This is a genomic window from Paenibacillus sp. W2I17, from assembly GCF_030815985.1.
GTDB lineage: Bacteria > Bacillota > Bacilli > Paenibacillales > Paenibacillaceae > Paenibacillus.
Map to the genome: position 1 here is coordinate 2,617,211 of NZ_JAUSXM010000001.1, position 16,121 is coordinate 2,633,331.

Genomic DNA, 16,121 nt, shown 5'->3' on the forward strand with positions numbered 1-16,121 from the left:
TCACTCTACTATGGTCTTGTCGTTGTACAGAAAATCAAACATCGTTCTCAGGTGGTGCTCCCAAAATCTCCATTCATGAGCCCCCGGCGTCTCCACATACCGAAAATCAAAGGCAGTCCCCTGCATGTATTTCGCATAGTCGCGATTCATCTCTACGAAGGGGTCACTATCGCCACAGCAACTGAGGATATCCGGTAAAGGAACACCCTGTTCCAGCAGCTTGGCCGACAGTGCGTAAATATCCTGATCGGCTTTCACCTGTAAACGTTCTCCAAAAACCGCTTTCATTTCCTTGATCATGGTCGCTGGCATATGGGGATCATGAAGTCGTGTCTGGATATCCGTTACGCCAGATAGAGACACTACTTTGCGATATCGCTCTGGATAAGTTAGTCCACATTTCAGTGCACCATATCCACCCATGGATAAACCGGCGACGTATGTTTTCTCCGGATCAGGATTCAGATTGAGCAGACGCTTGCATATTTCAGGTAACTCCTGAGTGATGTAGTGGAAGTAATTCAGGCCGTATTCCATATCGGTGTAATAGCTTCGATTCGCTTCCGGCATAATGATAGTACAGCCATATTGCTCTGCATACATCTCAATTGTGGTTAACCGCTGCCAGGTACTCGCATTATCGCCTGCCCCATGCAACAGATATAGTGTACCGCCTGAAGTCTCTCCGGAGTCACTGGACACAACATGTATGCTGGTGTTCATGCATAAGGTTGGCGATCCGGTTTCGATCGTTATATGTGCCATAATGTAACCCCTCTCATCATCGCCTGCTGTCTTTACTCATTCGTTTCTCTGGCGTTGGATTGCAGGCTGTTGTAGATTCCCTTGTATTACGATGGGTTATCGAAACGATTTTCTCGAATCGTTTCAAAACATAGCCAACGTTGATTCACATGGACTTCATTACAACACTTTTTATGTGGAAGCGATTTCTTCGAATCGTTTCGAATAAATCATAAGCCCGATGAGTAAATCCTGTCAATAACCTTTTTACAAATTTCGCGTTTTTTTCTCGAAAAAATGCTTTTTCAAGTCTAAATTTGCGTCGAAAGACACTATTATTACGAAAAAATGAAAATTTAGTCAGTGCTATTACAACTTTAATTGACACCAAACCAGGTTTATACTAACATGAGTTCTGATTTTGCATTCGAATTACGGAAACGTTTCACCAACCGATTTTACTCAGGTTTCACCTGATATTAGGGAGGTTAATATGTCTGAGCAACTCAAAGGTTTTATTCATACGATTACGGAGCAACAATTGAACGTTTTTTCCATTCGCATATTACAAAAAGGGCATCTGCTTGCCCATTGGGACCGGGATAAGGATCAGCGCAGGGTACAACATTCCATCAGTAAATCCTTCACGTGTATGGCCGTTGGTCTTGCGCTTAAAGAAGGTCTGTTACATCTGGATGCGACACTTGGTGATTATTTCTCTTATGATCATGCACCCACTGCACAGTGCAATCTCCCATCGCCGCAGGAATTGAAACTGCGTGATCTTCTCCGAATGTCTTCAGGCCATGACTCTCCCCCTCTTTGGGCTGATGAACGAGCTTCATTGACCGAAAAGGACTGGGCTAAATATTATATGTCTCTGCCTCTGGACCGGGTACCTGGAGAACAATTTACATATAGCAGCGGGGATACATTTATGATCTCAGCCATGCTACAGGCTGCTACCGGCCAAACCGTGAAAGATTACCTGACTCCACGGTTATTTGATCCGCTTGGCATCCATGATGTAGAGTGGGAAACCTCTCCATTGGGGGTAACACTCGGCTGTGCAGGTCTTTGGATAAGTAATGAGGAACTGAGTCGATTTGGACAGTTACTGCTGCAGGAAGGCCTTTGGGAAGGCACACAGCTTGTACCTGCGGATTGGATCAGACAGGCTACGTCCCAGCAGATCGAAACGACTGGTGACGGAGATTGGGGAAAAGGTTACGGTTATCAGTTCTGGATGTGTTCTCATGGCGCTTACCGCGCCGATGGAGCCTATGGTCAATTGTGTATCGTAATTCCCTCAAAGGATGCTGTCATATGTATTAATAGTGAGGAAGAAAATATGCAAGGTATCCTGAATGCCGTATGGAATGAGGTTTTACCCCTTTACACCAAGGGTTAGTCTACGTATTTTATCTTTTTTTCAATTTGCAATGATGCCATCCGATTGAGAATAAAACAAAAAAACGCCACGGGGTCAACGGACCCCATGACGTTATTTCTTATCCGTGTTGTGGAAGCTGAGTCATTTCATCTAAACATTGTGCGCATATGTAACGCTCTTTGAACTCGTTGACTTCCTCGATGGATCCGCAGAAAATACATTTTGGACGATATCTCTCCAAGATAATATGGTCCCCTTGTACTAAGATTTCTACAGGATCTCCCTCATTCATTTGATACCTTTTACGCAAAGATTTAGGCAATACGATCCTACCTAATTGGTCAACTTTGCGAACTACTCCAGCTGGCTTCATAGCTACGGCACACCTCTCCTATCTTACTCTAAATTTCTAGGTACATTTGTACTATGTTTATAGATTCGCCAAGATTTTGTCGAATCCTGCTGGAAATAAACATTTTTTGTCCTTTTTTTTGAAAAATGTTTTTTTACCGAATTCTAGCCGTCATTTATAACCTCAATTTATCCTTCTAACCCCGGAAAATTGAGCTGGCGCAACGCTTCATATACAATAATTGCTGCCGAATTGGACAGATTTAATGATCTAACGTCACCAGTCATTGGCATTTTCATACATGTATCGGGATTCGCAGCAATTAATTCAGGTGGCAGGCCTTTAGTCTCTTTACCAAAAACGAGGAAATCTCCATCCTGAAAATTAAAATCACTGTATCGATTCTTGGCCTTCGTAGTTGCGTAGAAGAAACGACCTTCCGGATACTTTTCCTGAACCTCAGCAAATGAGTCGTGGTATTCAATATGAACAGCATGCCAGTAGTCCAGCCCTGCACGTTTCAATGTAGCATCATCTGTTCGAAATCCAAGTGGACGTACGAGATGCAGATGGGTACCGGTTGCCGCACAAGTACGCGAAATATTGCCTGTGTTCGCCGGAATTTCTGGTTCAACCAGAACGATGTGTAAAGCCATATGTGTTCAATCTCCTTTTCATTTCATGTTGACGACAACCCTCTAATCTTAAAGAAAAGCCCTCCACACGTCAATGTGGAAGGCTCTGGTAAGGCACAGGATTAGACACGAAGGTCCATCACACCGTACCTATACTAATTATCCATTTGTCTTCTGGAAGTGGGTCATAAAGTCTGTCAGTGCCTTAACACTCTCATAAGGAGCAGCATTATAAATGGAGGCACGGAGACCACCCACACTGCGATGTCCTTTCAGACCTACAAATCCTTCTTCCTCCGATGCCTTGATGAACTTTTTCTCCATTTCCTCAGAAGCAAGACGGAAGGTTACATTCATCAGGGAACGATCTTCTGGTTCCACACAACCACGGTAGAAATCGCCGGAAGCGTCAATTGTGTTATAGAGCAATTCCGCTTTTTTCGTATTTTTTTGCTCAATACCAGCCAGTCCGCCCTGTTCTTCAATCCATTTCAATACTTCGTTCACCATATATACCGAGAAGGATGGCGGCGTATTGTACAGGGAGTTGTTATCTACATGTGTGCTGTAACGAAGCATGGTTGGAATCGTTTTAGGCGATTCACTCACCAGTTCCTCACGAGCAATTACAACCGTAATTCCGGATGGACCCAGGTTCTTCTGTGCACCCGCGTAGATCATGCCAAACTGATTAAGATCAAATGGTTTACAGAAAATATCACTCGACATGTCCGCAATCAGAGGCACTGAACCAGTATCCGGGAACGACTTGAATTGCGTACCTTCGATCGTTTCGTTGGAAGTCAGATGTACATAAGCCGTACGTTCTGGCAAACTCAGATTCGAAACATCCGGCAATTTCATAAACTTCTCTGCTTCTGAAGATGCAGCAACATGTGTCTCGCCGATCAACTTCGCCTCAGACAGAGCCTTTTTGGCCCAGCTGCCAGTCATTACGTAACTTGCAGTCTGCCCTGCACCGAGCAGGTTCATTGGCAACATCGCGAACTGAGTGCTTGCACCGCCCTGCAGAAAGAGAACCTTGTATCCTTTTGGACTGCCTAGAAGCGACAACAACCGCTCCTGAGCTTCATTATGTACAGACTCATACACCGCTCCACGGTGAGACATCTCCATAATCGACATGCCTGTATTACGAAAATCTACAAATTCCGCCTGTGCACGCTCCAGTACCTCAAGTGGTAACGCCGCAGGTCCTGCATTAAAGTTATACGCTCTTTTTGTCACAAAATCCCCCGCCCTTTCCATCCGTAACTCTGACATACAAAGTAAATATTATCGCTATGATATCAGTATTCTCTATCTGCTTCAAGGGCAATATGCACTGAAGTGTTGAATTCAGGTCATCAAATTCCTTTATCACCCTGCAAAGTTAAAGCACTACATTGTTTAATTCAAGGAAAAGCCTCCGAGAGCGTGTCCCGGAGGCTTTAAGTTGGAACAAGAACTGTTCCGACCCCGACCGATTAGCAGTCGAAGTAGAGGCTGTACTCGTGCGGATGAATGCGGATTGCTACTGCTTTCGCTTCATCACGCTTGAGGTTGATGTAGTTTTCAATGAATTCTTTTGTGAATACGCCGCCTTCAGTCAAGAACTCGTTATCCGCTGCCAATGCATCAAGTGCTTCTTCGAGGGAAGCTGGCACACTGCGGATGTTTTCTTTATCTGCATCAGACAGGTCATAGATGTTTTTATCGAGCGGACCATATCCAAGCTCAGTTGGGTTGATTTTACGTTTGATTCCATCCAGACCCGCCATCAACATTGCGGAGAATGCCAAGTATGGGTTAGCTGTGGAGTCTGGTGTACGGAACTCGATACGACAACCTTTTGGTGTCACAGCTGCAACCGGAATACGAACTGCTGCGGAACGGTTACCTTTGGAGTAAACCAGGTTTACTGGTGCTTCATAACCAGGTACAAGACGTTTGAATGAGTTTGTACTAGGGTTAGTCAAAGCGATCAGTGCCGGAGCATGGTACAAGATACCTCCGATGTAGTGCAGAGCCATTTCACTCAGGTTAGCATATCCCGCTTTGTCATAGAACAATGGGGAATCGCCATCAAAGATAGATTGGTGAACGTGCATTCCGCTACCATTATCACCGAACAATGGTTTTGGCATGAATGTTGCTACTTTACCATATTGACGTGCAGTGTTGTGCACGATGTATTTGTATGCAAGCAGGTTATCTGCTGTTTTCTTCAGTGTATCAAAACGGAAGTTGATTTCGGCTTGACCCGCTGTCGCCACTTCATGGTGATGACGCTCGATCGACAGGCCTGCTTCTTCCAAAAGGCGACACATTTCGCTACGGATATCTTGTTGTGTATCCACTGGCGCTACTGGAACATATCCACCTTTAGTGCGAACTTTGAAGCCCAAGTTTCCGCCTTCTTCTTTGCGGTTAGTGTTCCATGAAGCTTCTTCGGAATCTACATAGTAGGAAGAGCTGTTCGTGCCGCTCTCATAACGTACATCGTCGAAGATGAAGAACTCGGATTCAGGTGCGAAGAATGCCGCAGTACCTACACCGCTCTCTTGCAAATAAGCTTCTGCTTTAACAGCGATACTACGTGGGTCACGCTCATAACGCTCGCCATCCGGAGTGAAGATATCACACATAACATTCAATGTAGGGTGTGCAGTGAACGGATCGACATAAGTCGCTTCAGGGTCTGGCATCATAACCATATCGGACTCTTCAATTCCGCGGAAACCTTGGATAGAAGAACCGTCAAAAGCTACTCCATTTACGAACGTGTCTGCATCAACAGCCGAAGCTGGCAACGAGATGTGATGTGCACGACCAGCTAAATCTACAAAACGAAAATCTACCCACTCGATGTTGTTCTCTTGAATTGATTTCAATACGTTTTCAACCGACATGTATTCGTCCTCCCAAATATTCCGAACATTAAACAACCCCACTAAGAAAATGTCTAAATTCGAATTTTTTTCTGTCGTCATTATAAATTTTAAAACATGACATCGTCAATACTTATGTAAGGTATTTTTTGAAGGCATGTTAGATATACTCACACTTTATAAATAACCTAAATTCATATAACAACTAGTTTTATATACATTTAACTGGTTTAATGCGGTAAAGCGACCCCTTTTTCATCCTAAATCATGGGAAAAACTTCACATCATAAATGTTTCTTATCACTATTGATTAATAAATACGTTCAAAACTGCAAAATATGCAAAAAACCGAGCATCTATCTAATTCCGTTGCAATGAACGAGATCAGAGGAGATGCCCGGATAATGATCCAGACCTTGACTATGAAATTCTTATTACACGCCTACACGTGCCGGGAAAAATTCTGCTGGTTGTTTGGCTGTGCTGAATGATTTACCGACGATTGGTGCCAATTTCTCCAGATCCTGCAGCAGGTTGGCGAATTGGTCAGGGAACAAGGACTGCACACCATCTCCAGTCATGGAGTTATCCGGATCGGTATGCATTTCAATGATCAGGCCATTGGCACCCGCAGCAACGGAAGCTTTTGTCATCGGTTCCACCAGTTCACGTCGTCCAGTACCATGGCTCGGGTCAGAAATAACCGGCAAATGGCTCAGAGACTGCAGAACAGGAATCGCTGACAGATCCAGCGTATTCCGTGTGTAGGATTCAAACGTACGAATACCACGCTCACACAGCATAACATTTGGGTTACCACCCGCAAGAATGTATTCAGCCGCGTTCAACAATTCATCGTATGTCGCACTGAAGCCACGTTTCAACAATACCGGCTTGCCACACTCGCCCAATTTGCGGAGCAGGTCAAAGTTCTGCATGTTACGTGTACCTACTTGCAGAATATCGGCGTACTCGGCGCAAATATCTACATACTCAGGTGTCATGACTTCTGTAATGGTCAGCAGATCATGTTTCTTGCCTGCTTCCGCCATCATGATCAATCCCTCTACGCCCGTTCCCTGGAAGCTGTAAGGACCCGTACGAGGCTTAAATGCTCCCCCACGTAACACTTGCCCACCAGCAGCTTTCACAAGCCCGGCAATCTCATCAATCTGTGCAGCGGATTCAACCGCACATGGTCCGCCCATGACAACAAGTTCTTTTCCGCCGATATCTACACCTTTGATGGAGATCACCGTATCTTCCGGATGGAAGTCGCGGCTTGCCAATTTGTAGGACTTCGAGATTTTCACGACATTCTCGACACCTTTCATTTGGCGAAGATGCTCTTGCATTTTAGGTTCAACTTTACCAATCAAACCAATGATAGTACGATCCTCTCCGCGAGAGATATGCACCTGAAGCCCTTCTTTTTCAATAACTGCAACGATATCCTGAATCTGTTCCTCCGGTGTAGCCTTGCCTGCAATAACGATCATATTAATTCCCATCCTTCCTTGTATGAGAGCACAATCATTTCTTAACGTGCGTCTGATTAAATATAAAAACTCTGTCGCGCTTAAACGCTTGTTCGCTTTTAAGCTTTTATCCGTTAAAGTGAATATACCATAGTTCTCTTATTGCGTCAAGGTACACATTCCTTATCCATATACAAAAAGAATCCTACTCCACAGGCTCCGACATTCGGATCTGCGTAACAGGATTCTTCTCATTCACATCTCGTTTTTAATTCACATACACTTAGACTTACTTTTACATTAGCTGCGCCTAAGGTGTACGTGTTTTTTCTCTAACTGGAGGCAACAGTTTGCTCATGTTCACGGTACGTTTGATCTCCCACGTCTCCGGCTTGTCATGTTCATACTGCTCCAGGTAAAGGATGACTTCCTTCGTAATCGGGGTTGGTGTTGATGCACCCGAAGTAACCGCCACCTTATTTACACCTTTCAGCCATTCTTGCTGAATCTCGGAAACATCGGATACACGGTAGGCCGTAACACCCGCAATCTCCTCCGACACTTGTGCCAGACGGTTAGAGTTATTGCTGCGAGGATCACCCACCACGATAACCAGGTCCGCTTGACCTGCCTGTTCAGCAACAGCTTCCTGACGAACCTGAGTTGCGAGGCAAATTTCATTATGAATCTCAGCTCCCGGAAACTTCTCTAGCAGACGGCTCATAATGTGTTTGATATCCCACTGGCTCATCGTTGTCTGATTCGTAATAAGGATTTTGCCTGGAGGTACGTTCAGTTCTTCGATCTCTTCTTCCTTCTCGATCAGATGAACGAGGTCTGGCGCAACGCCAACAGCACCTTCTGGTTCAGGATGATTCCTTTTACCAATATAGATAATCTGATAACCTTCTGCTGTCTTTTCGCGAATGAGATCATGTGTCTTGGTGACATCAGGGCATGTTGCATCCACTGTTGTCAATCCTTTGTCCCGTGCCAGCTTACGCACTTCAGGAGATACACCATGAGCTGTAAAAATAATCGTGCCACTCTCCACTTGGCTCAAAATATCCATCCGGTTCGGACCATCCAATGTAATAATACCTTCATCTTCAAAGGAATCCGTCACATGTTGGTTATGCACAATCATACCCAATATATAAATAGGTCGTGGTAAATCCAGATTGCGTGCCGCTTGACGCGCGAGCACCATCGCATCCACAACGCCGTAACAATATCCCCGCGGCGAAATTCGTAGTACTTCCACTTGGTTGCCACCCGCTTTCTTTCTCGGCAACGTTGCCGATGTAATTGCAGTCCTGTCTATTATACCTTTATTCGATAGGCGGAGCAAAGACAACCGGCAACCAGATAATAAAGGTGGTTCCTTCTCCACGTCTGGTCACAACCTCAACCGATCCATGGTGTTCCTCAATAATCCACTTCGCAATCGAAAGTCCCAGACCTATGCCCGGTGTAGCCCCACGGGATTCATCTGCCCGATAGAAACGATCAAAGATGAACGGCACTTCGTCCCGATCCATCCCAATACCGGTGTCGCTAATGCGTAGTCCCACCTGGCCCTTGTATAATACGGCATCCAGCGTCACAGAGCCTTCAGGTGTGTATTTAAACGCATTTTCGATGAAAATAAACAGCATCTGTTGCAGATAGTCCTTGCTACCATTCACATAAATGCCGTTCAGGATGGAAAAATCTCCTGGAAGCCAGTCTGCCTGACGATCCAGAAATTGTGCTCTGCGTGCTACTTCCTGTACGAGTATCTGCAGCGGGATCGGATTCAGTTCAATTTTCTGACCCGTATCCGCTCTCGCCAGCGATAACATGTCGCTGATCAGCCTGCTCATACGTTTTCCCTCGTCCGCCATATCTTCAATGGCTTCCAGCGACATTTGTTTGACAGTCTCCTCATCCAGATTCGGTCGGTCGCTTCCTTCCTGATCCCACAGCTTCTTCAGGAAGTCTACGTTCCCGCGAATGGTGGTCAGCGGCGTACGCAGTTCATGCGATGCATCGGATACAAAGCGGCGCTGGGCAGCATTCGTCTCCTCCAAACCACGGAATGACAATTCTGTACGTTCAAGCATATTATTCACCGTTTCAATCAGACGCCCGATCTCATCCTTAGGCCCAGCATATTGAATACGTACACTTAAGTCATCTCCAGATTGAATCTGATTGGCGGCATCAATGACAGTCACGAGCGGACGCATCGACTTGCGAGCCAAGACGAGACCTGAGGTAATAGCCAATGCCATCGCTACCAGCCAGCCAAAAACCAAAATATTAAGCAACGCTTCCAGCAAGCGCTCCTGTGAACTTACATTGGCACCAACCTGAAGAATCCCACGTACTTCATTGGTTCCCTGAAGAGAAAGGGGAAGCTGATTCACCAGAAACGGTGTACCATCCACATAGATCTTGGATATGCCTCGCTTTTCAAGAATTTCATTGGCTTTTAATACCGGAAACTGAATCTCCAGTTTTTTCATATTGCCGGAAATTATGCCTGAGCGACTCTGATAATCCCAGAGTTGAATGTAAATTTGTGCCTCCTGAAGCTGGCTCTCTGTAAATGGGTCCAGATCCAACGACTGCGAAAGAGGATTTACACCAATTTGATCCGTAATCCGGGCACTTTTCACCTTTAATTGCTGTTCGACTTCCTGATAGGAATTAAAATAAACAAAGGCATAGATGACAACGCCCCAAAAAATAAGCACGGCGGCCAGAATACCAGAATACCATGCGGTTAGTCTTAACCGAATGGACATGTCAGGAGTCACCTCTCAGAATATAACCGGCTCCCCGGATGGTCTGGATTAGACGTTTGCCACCGTATTCTTCAGTCTTCTGTCTGAGCATGGCAATGTACACTTCAAGCACGTTAGACTCACCGCTGTAATCATAACCCCAGATTTTATCCATAATCAGATCGCGGGACAGTACCCGTCTTGGATTTTGCATGAACAGATTCAACAGTTCGAATTCTTTGGCAGTCAGTTCCAGACGCTGCCCATCTCGCAATACTTCACGTGAGTCATTGTCCAAAATGATATCTTCATACATTAAGCGGTTGTCCGGCGTACCCCCACTATCAGACTTGCGGCGCAGCAATGCACGGACACGTGCCAATAATTCTTCCAGCGCAAAAGGTTTTACAAGGTAGTCATCGGCTCCTGTGTCCAGTCCGGTCACCCGGCTCTGTACTTCATCCTTAGCCGTCAGCATTAGCACAGGCACTTTGCTACCTGCTTCTCTCAATCTGCGACATACCTCAAATCCGTCAATCTGCGGCATCATCACATCCAGCACAACGATGTCCGGCTCCTTGTCCATCAGTTTGCTGAGGCCTTCGGCTCCATTGGAAGCCGTCTGTACCTCATATCCTTCAAAAGCCAGCCCCCGGCGGAGCATGGATACAATTTTTTCGTCATCATCCACAATCAAAATAGTTGAGCGCATGGTCTTTCTCCTTTATCCTAACGTTTTATCCCATTGTAACAGGCAGAAGCACAATCTGCATCTTCAAGTAGGCGGTCTCCAATCCTTGCTGGTCCATTGTAACATTGCTCCATCAGGGCAAAAAAACGGAAGGGCCTTCAAACCCTTCCGTTCTGTCAATCCTCACCTGATATTTATGGTTGCTGCTGTTGTGTATCTGTTGTTTGTGAAGTATCAAAATCATTTTTATTGCCGATTTTGATTTTCAGATCCATTTTCTTACCGTCACGCACCACGTTTAATGTAACTTCACTGCCGATCTTCTGTTTCTTGATGAAATCAATCAGGTCTTGACTTGTCGCATAAGGCGTACCGTTAGCACCTGTGATGATATCATATGCACGAAGATCTGCTTGGTAAGCCGGTGATTGGAAGATCGTGCTGGCTACAACTGAACCTTCGGTAACATTTGTTCCCATTTGTTTAGCAACTTCAGGCGTGAGAGCCATCAGAGATGCACCGATAAATGGTACTGGCTCTTTGGGAACTTCTTTGTTCTCTTTGAGATATTTAACGGCTTCAGAGATGACGCTCGACGGGATTGCAAAACCAATTCCCTGTGCATCTGCGCTTACTGCAACGTTCATTCCGATAACTTCCCCATTCAGGTTAAGCAACGGACCACCGGAGTTACCCGGATTAATCGAAGCATCGGTTTGCAACAAATGGCTGTACTCACGTGTTTTTCCTGTTTCTTCATCTGGAATGCTGATTGTACGTTCTTTGGCACTCAGTACACCTGCTGTAACGGTGTGTTCAAATCCTTCCGGGTTACCAATAGCTACAAGCCATTCACCGACTTGAGTACTGTTGGAATCACCCAGTGGAGCTACAGGGAACGCATCGTCACCACTGTTTTTCTCAATTTTCAATACAGCCAAATCCAGATCAAAGCTGCTTCCCAGCAGTTTAGCTTCATAAGGTTTACTGTTGTTCTCCAGGGTCACCTGGATTACATCTGCACCCTGAACAACGTGTTGGTTCGTCAGGATATATCCTTCTTTGTCAAAAATGAACCCGGAACCAATGCCCATAGGTACAAGCTGATTACTACTTTGTGGTTGCTGGCTTTGGCCTTGATTGCCTTCCGTTCCGCCCCCATTACCAAAGAAGTATTGGTACAACGGATCACTTGTATTTGATCCACCCTGACCCAATCCTGTACGTGAGGACTGCTTTGCGAGTGTTTCGATTTTAACGACAGCCGGACTTGTACTTGTTACTACGGAAGACACATCTTCTTTGCCTGTTGGCAGTAACGACGCTGTGACATTGTTGCCTCCGCCTGTGTTTGTAGACGCTTCCTGTCCTGAACTTTGATTGTCCGTGTTCGTAAGTGCCGTCTCCGGTGTGAACATGTTTGTTCTATCAGCGGTGTACATGAGAACAGTGATGACCAGCATACCGGCAATAAAGGAAAATAGAAGTGATCTTACGGAAGAACGTGGCTTGCGGTTATTATAGTTCCAGTTGCCTTTGCCGCCATTCCCTTGATCTCCACCGTTACCTGAGCCGTTTCCACCGCCCCCTGATGATCTTTTCGCTTGTTCAGATGATTCACTATTATAGTAAGTAGGTACGGGTCTCACCGGATCAGGTTTTGTAATCTCTACATTTCCTTCTTCACGCTGATTATTGCTTCCCATGTGATTTGCTGTATCTTCCTGATTCACGGACTGAAAAGGTCCATAAGAATAATAATAGGAGGATTCGTCCGTTCCGGAAGAATTGCGGTTCTCCGTTTGTTTGGTTTCGTTTTCCTCGTCTTGACGGTTCGATCTATAGTTGCGTTCGTCCATGCCTCTCTACCTCCCAATCTCTTATTCCCAAGAGATATTCTTTAACTGTCCTTATTTTGTACTTTAAACCTTAACCGTACCTTAAAAACAATTAAAAAGGAGATAAAAGCACGTATGAATAGACTCTTTTCCCCGTCATAACAGCATTTTACCCTTTCGTTTTCACCCAACCCTGACGATGCGCATAGATGGCCAATTGTGTACGATCGTCCATCTCACATTTCATCAGCAGGTTGCTCACATGTGTTTTGACGGTTTTGATACTGATATGTAATTCTTCCCCAATGTCTTTGTTGGTCTTTCCCTCTGCAATAAGCAGCAACACTTCCTTCTCCCGTTCAGTCAGACCTGATTCACTCTCTCTCGCTGTACGTTGTCTGATTCCCCGGGTTAATGCCTGCGACACATCACCTGTCATAACAGGCATGCCTCTATAGGCCCCTTGAAGAGCATAGATCAGTTCTTCAGCAGAGACTGTCTTCAGTACATAACTTACCGCACCCGCTTCAATCGCTTGCACAACCAGATCGTCCTCCAGGAAACTGGTGAGCATCACAATTTTCATCCCTGGAAATTCAGTCATGATGGCTTTTGTTGCTTCAGCGCCATTCATTACCGGCATCATCAGATCCATCAGGATCAGATCCGGCATTTCACTATCATTTAACTTACGCAACTGATCAAGCGCATCTTGCCCATGGCCCGCTTCTCCCATCACATGAAAAGTAGGTTCCAACATCAGATACGTTTTCAACCCCATTCGTACCATATCATGGTCATCCACAATCATTACGTTTACTTTCCCACTCATTCCGTCTCCCCCTCTAGTTCATTCAGAAACATTCGGAAATTTCGGGATCAATACCCGTACCGTCGTTCCCGCTCCCGGCTTCGATATAATCTGAACTTGCCCCCCAAGCTTCTCCGCCCGTTCACGCATGGTAGATAACCCGTATGAACCCGGACGCTCCGCTTGCTGCAAAAATCCCTGACCATCATCGCTGATGCTCATGCTGATCTGATGTTCACTCTCCCGTATGGACAGACTAACCACTCCCGCCTCTGCATGCTTCACGACATTGGCAACTGCCTCCTGAATAACAAGAAACAGCTGGTGCTCAATGGCATCCGAGATTCCGCCATCCAGTTCCAGCTCTTTCACACCTTTAAGACCATTCTGCCTGCAATAATCAGGAAACCAACTATCCAGTGCTGCGGTAAGGTCACGCCCTTCCAGTTCTACCGGTCGAAGTTGAGCAATCAGTCCTCGCATCTGACGCTGTGCAATATGTGACATCTGGATTAACTGGTCCAGTACTTTACCGCCATGTTCCGGATTCATCTCCAGCAGACGAGGTAAGGACGAAGCCGACATATGCATGGCAAACAACTGCTGGCTAACCGTGTCATGGAGGTCCCTTGCCATTCGTTTGCGCTCTTCAAGCACAGCCCGCTCCGAGGCTTGCTCCTTCTCAATGACTTCCTGCTCACCGAGGCGCTGAAGCAGTCTCATCTTTTTCTCAATCGAATCCATCATGACATTGAACTCCTGATAGACACGACCAAACGAAGCGTCATCCGCTTCAGGCATGCGCACCGCCAGATTACCCTTGGACACTTTCAACATGTTGAGATCAAGCAGGTCGATCTTGCGTTGGAGTCGTAATGCAGCGATATATCCGGTGATAACGGTGGCCAGCACAACAACGGCAACATAGGTCCATGCCCGCTGACGACCAGCCCCCATCAACACCTCTCCATACAATAGATAGAATCCGCCCAGCGTAATCAGACCAGTTAGCGCAAAATACATCATCAGTTCCCATTTATTGGCCTTGAGAATTGTTCGAATCATGCGTTAACCCACCTTATTCACTTTGACGTCTCCGATAAACACACTTACAATAATCCGTACTTTTTTGCTTGCTTCATGGTAATGGGCAGTTTCAGCCTGGGCACTACTCAGGAATCCGCCGCGTTTCTGGTTCAACAGTGACATATCTCCAATGAAGGAATTTGTCGTCACCGTCACACCCAGATCCATATCTTCTGGAACAAATACTTTCACATCCCCAATAAATGAAGAAATGACAATCTTTGTCTCCCCATAAGGAATCTGTGCCTTGGTCAAATCAATTACAGTATCTCCGATAAAAGCCGAGATGTTCATTGGTTTCAACGAGAACACTTCCTGCCCCATGTACAGATCACCGATGAACGCCGATTTGTTAATGGTATTGCCACTGCCATAATCCCCATAACCATTTCCGTAGCCATCACCATAATGTTCTCCATATCCGGTATCGTTAGAGTTATACGATTGATGTTTCTTCTTATACTGTTGCCCTTGTGATGATGAATCCGTTGATCCTGTGAAATGAGGGCCATGTGCATCGTTCTTCTGTTCCTGTTTTGGTTTGCCAAATGTTTTCTCGAACTGTTCGTCAAACGACGAAGGCATCTCCAGATCCTCCGGAGCCAACGGTTTATAAGGTTGCTCAGGTGCTGGAGGTGGCTGCATCTTGTCATGATGTCTCCGATCACGACGTCGTGGCCCAATCAGTACAAATAATCCTCCGCCAATCAGCATAACCGGGATCAGATAACGAATGAACTCCCCCATGGAGTAATCAATCCATCCCAGGTTACGGGCAAGAAAGTAACCACCAATAGCCAGTACAATTACCGGTCCAATAAAGGCGTAGCCCCCGTTGCGACGAATCTCGGAGATTCCTTTGACCCCCCACCAGATTAGAAATAACGGCCAATATGTTCTGAAAATATATCCTACATCAATGTCATATCCCAATTGTCTGAACAAGATCATCGCACCAATAGCAATAAGAGGTATGCCAACCCACCAGCGGTCACGCGTCGATCGTTTCATCGGTCATGTCTCCTTTGTCTGTATTATGTATCCAGTGTAACTCAGACAAGACAATGAGAACAGCGGCGGCAGATGGAATTCATCTCGGTCTCGAGACTGAGATGGGAGGATATTAATGTAAAAAACTTCGCATATGTAAAACACCCCGGAGCTACTGCTCCAGGGTGCTGAATCATCATTAGATTAATGAATCTTCAATTATTTTTTGTATTTTGATGTTTTGCCTTGACCTTGGCCAGTCTGGCCTGTGTTTTCTACACCGAACTCGGCATTGTATTTTTCATCAGGTGTTTGGAAATTATCTTGTACTTTGTTTTGAGCGGATTGCTTCACTTTTGCTGCTGCATTCTCTTCTCCAAACTCTGCATTGTACTTCTCGTTTGGCGTTTGGTACCCTTGTGATTTCTTAGCCACAACGAA

At 45.7% G+C, this 16,121-nt stretch carries 15 protein-coding genes; 1 reads left to right on the forward strand and 14 read right to left on the reverse strand.

Annotated features, from left to right (window positions below):
* Positions 1–765, reverse strand: a complete 765-nt coding sequence (locus QF041_RS11410) for an alpha/beta hydrolase (protein WP_307414168.1) — start codon at positions 763–765, stop codon at positions 1–3.
* A 472-nt stretch (positions 766–1,237) separates the two neighbouring features.
* Here QF041_RS11410 and QF041_RS11415 point away from each other — a divergent pair, with 472 nt between their 5' ends.
* Positions 1,238–2,155 (forward strand): serine hydrolase domain-containing protein, encoded by a 918-nt coding sequence (locus QF041_RS11415; protein ID WP_307414169.1) that lies wholly within the window; start codon positions 1,238–1,240, stop codon positions 2,153–2,155.
* A gap of 100 nt (positions 2,156–2,255) precedes the next feature.
* Here the strand turns inward: QF041_RS11415 and QF041_RS11420 are convergent, their stop codons facing one another.
* From QF041_RS11420 to QF041_RS11480, 13 genes are all read right to left on the reverse strand, one after another.
* Positions 2,256–2,510 (reverse strand): AbrB/MazE/SpoVT family DNA-binding domain-containing protein, encoded by a 255-nt coding sequence (locus tag QF041_RS11420; RefSeq protein WP_036610032.1) that lies wholly within the window; start codon positions 2,508–2,510, stop codon positions 2,256–2,258.
* Positions 2,511–2,677: 167 nt separating this feature from the next.
* Positions 2,678–3,145, reverse strand: coding sequence for a tRNA (uridine(34)/cytosine(34)/5-carboxymethylaminomethyluridine(34)-2'-O)-methyltransferase TrmL (gene trmL, locus QF041_RS11425; protein WP_017689589.1), 468 nt, complete (start codon positions 3,143–3,145; stop codon positions 2,678–2,680).
* A gap of 138 nt (positions 3,146–3,283) precedes the next feature.
* Positions 3,284–4,372: a 3-phosphoserine/phosphohydroxythreonine transaminase gene (gene serC / locus QF041_RS11430; RefSeq protein ID WP_307414171.1), complete on the reverse strand. Its 1,089-nt coding sequence runs from the start codon at positions 4,370–4,372 to the stop codon at positions 3,284–3,286.
* Between the two features lie 239 nt (positions 4,373–4,611).
* Positions 4,612–6,036, reverse strand: a complete 1,425-nt coding sequence (glnA, locus tag QF041_RS11435) for a type I glutamate--ammonia ligase (RefSeq protein WP_074094318.1) — start codon at positions 6,034–6,036, stop codon at positions 4,612–4,614.
* 413 nt (positions 6,037–6,449) lie between these two features.
* A complete protein-coding gene (aroF, locus tag QF041_RS11440) occupies positions 6,450–7,514 on the reverse strand; it encodes a 3-deoxy-7-phosphoheptulonate synthase (RefSeq protein WP_036610039.1) in 1,065 nt (354 codons plus the stop codon).
* Between the two features lie 289 nt (positions 7,515–7,803).
* Entirely contained in the window at positions 7,804–8,757 is a 954-nt protein-coding gene (locus QF041_RS11445) for a 4-hydroxy-3-methylbut-2-enyl diphosphate reductase (protein ID WP_307414175.1), read from the reverse strand.
* A 67-nt stretch (positions 8,758–8,824) separates the two neighbouring features.
* On the reverse strand, positions 8,825–10,285 hold the full coding sequence (locus QF041_RS11450; protein ID WP_036610045.1) for a sensor histidine kinase: 1,461 nt from the start codon (positions 10,283–10,285) through the stop codon (positions 8,825–8,827).
* A 1-nt stretch (position 10,286) separates the two neighbouring features.
* On the reverse strand, positions 10,287–10,976 hold the full coding sequence (locus tag QF041_RS11455) for a response regulator transcription factor (RefSeq protein WP_091014684.1): 690 nt from the start codon (positions 10,974–10,976) through the stop codon (positions 10,287–10,289).
* A 173-nt stretch (positions 10,977–11,149) separates the two neighbouring features.
* A complete protein-coding gene (locus QF041_RS11460; RefSeq protein WP_307414178.1) occupies positions 11,150–12,814 on the reverse strand; it encodes a S1C family serine protease in 1,665 nt (554 codons plus the stop codon).
* Between the two features lie 148 nt (positions 12,815–12,962).
* Positions 12,963–13,625 (reverse strand): response regulator, encoded by a 663-nt coding sequence (locus QF041_RS11465; protein WP_017689597.1) that lies wholly within the window; start codon positions 13,623–13,625, stop codon positions 12,963–12,965.
* 18 nt (positions 13,626–13,643) lie between these two features.
* Positions 13,644–14,669 (reverse strand): HAMP domain-containing sensor histidine kinase, encoded by a 1,026-nt coding sequence (locus tag QF041_RS11470; protein ID WP_091032721.1) that lies wholly within the window; start codon positions 14,667–14,669, stop codon positions 13,644–13,646.
* Between the two features lie 3 nt (positions 14,670–14,672).
* Entirely contained in the window at positions 14,673–15,701 is a 1,029-nt protein-coding gene (gene liaF / locus QF041_RS11475; protein ID WP_307414180.1) for a cell wall-active antibiotics response protein LiaF, read from the reverse strand.
* A 198-nt stretch (positions 15,702–15,899) separates the two neighbouring features.
* Positions 15,900–16,115, reverse strand: coding sequence for a hypothetical protein (locus QF041_RS11480; protein WP_307414181.1), 216 nt, complete (start codon positions 16,113–16,115; stop codon positions 15,900–15,902).
* Positions 16,116–16,121 lie beyond the last annotated feature (6 nt).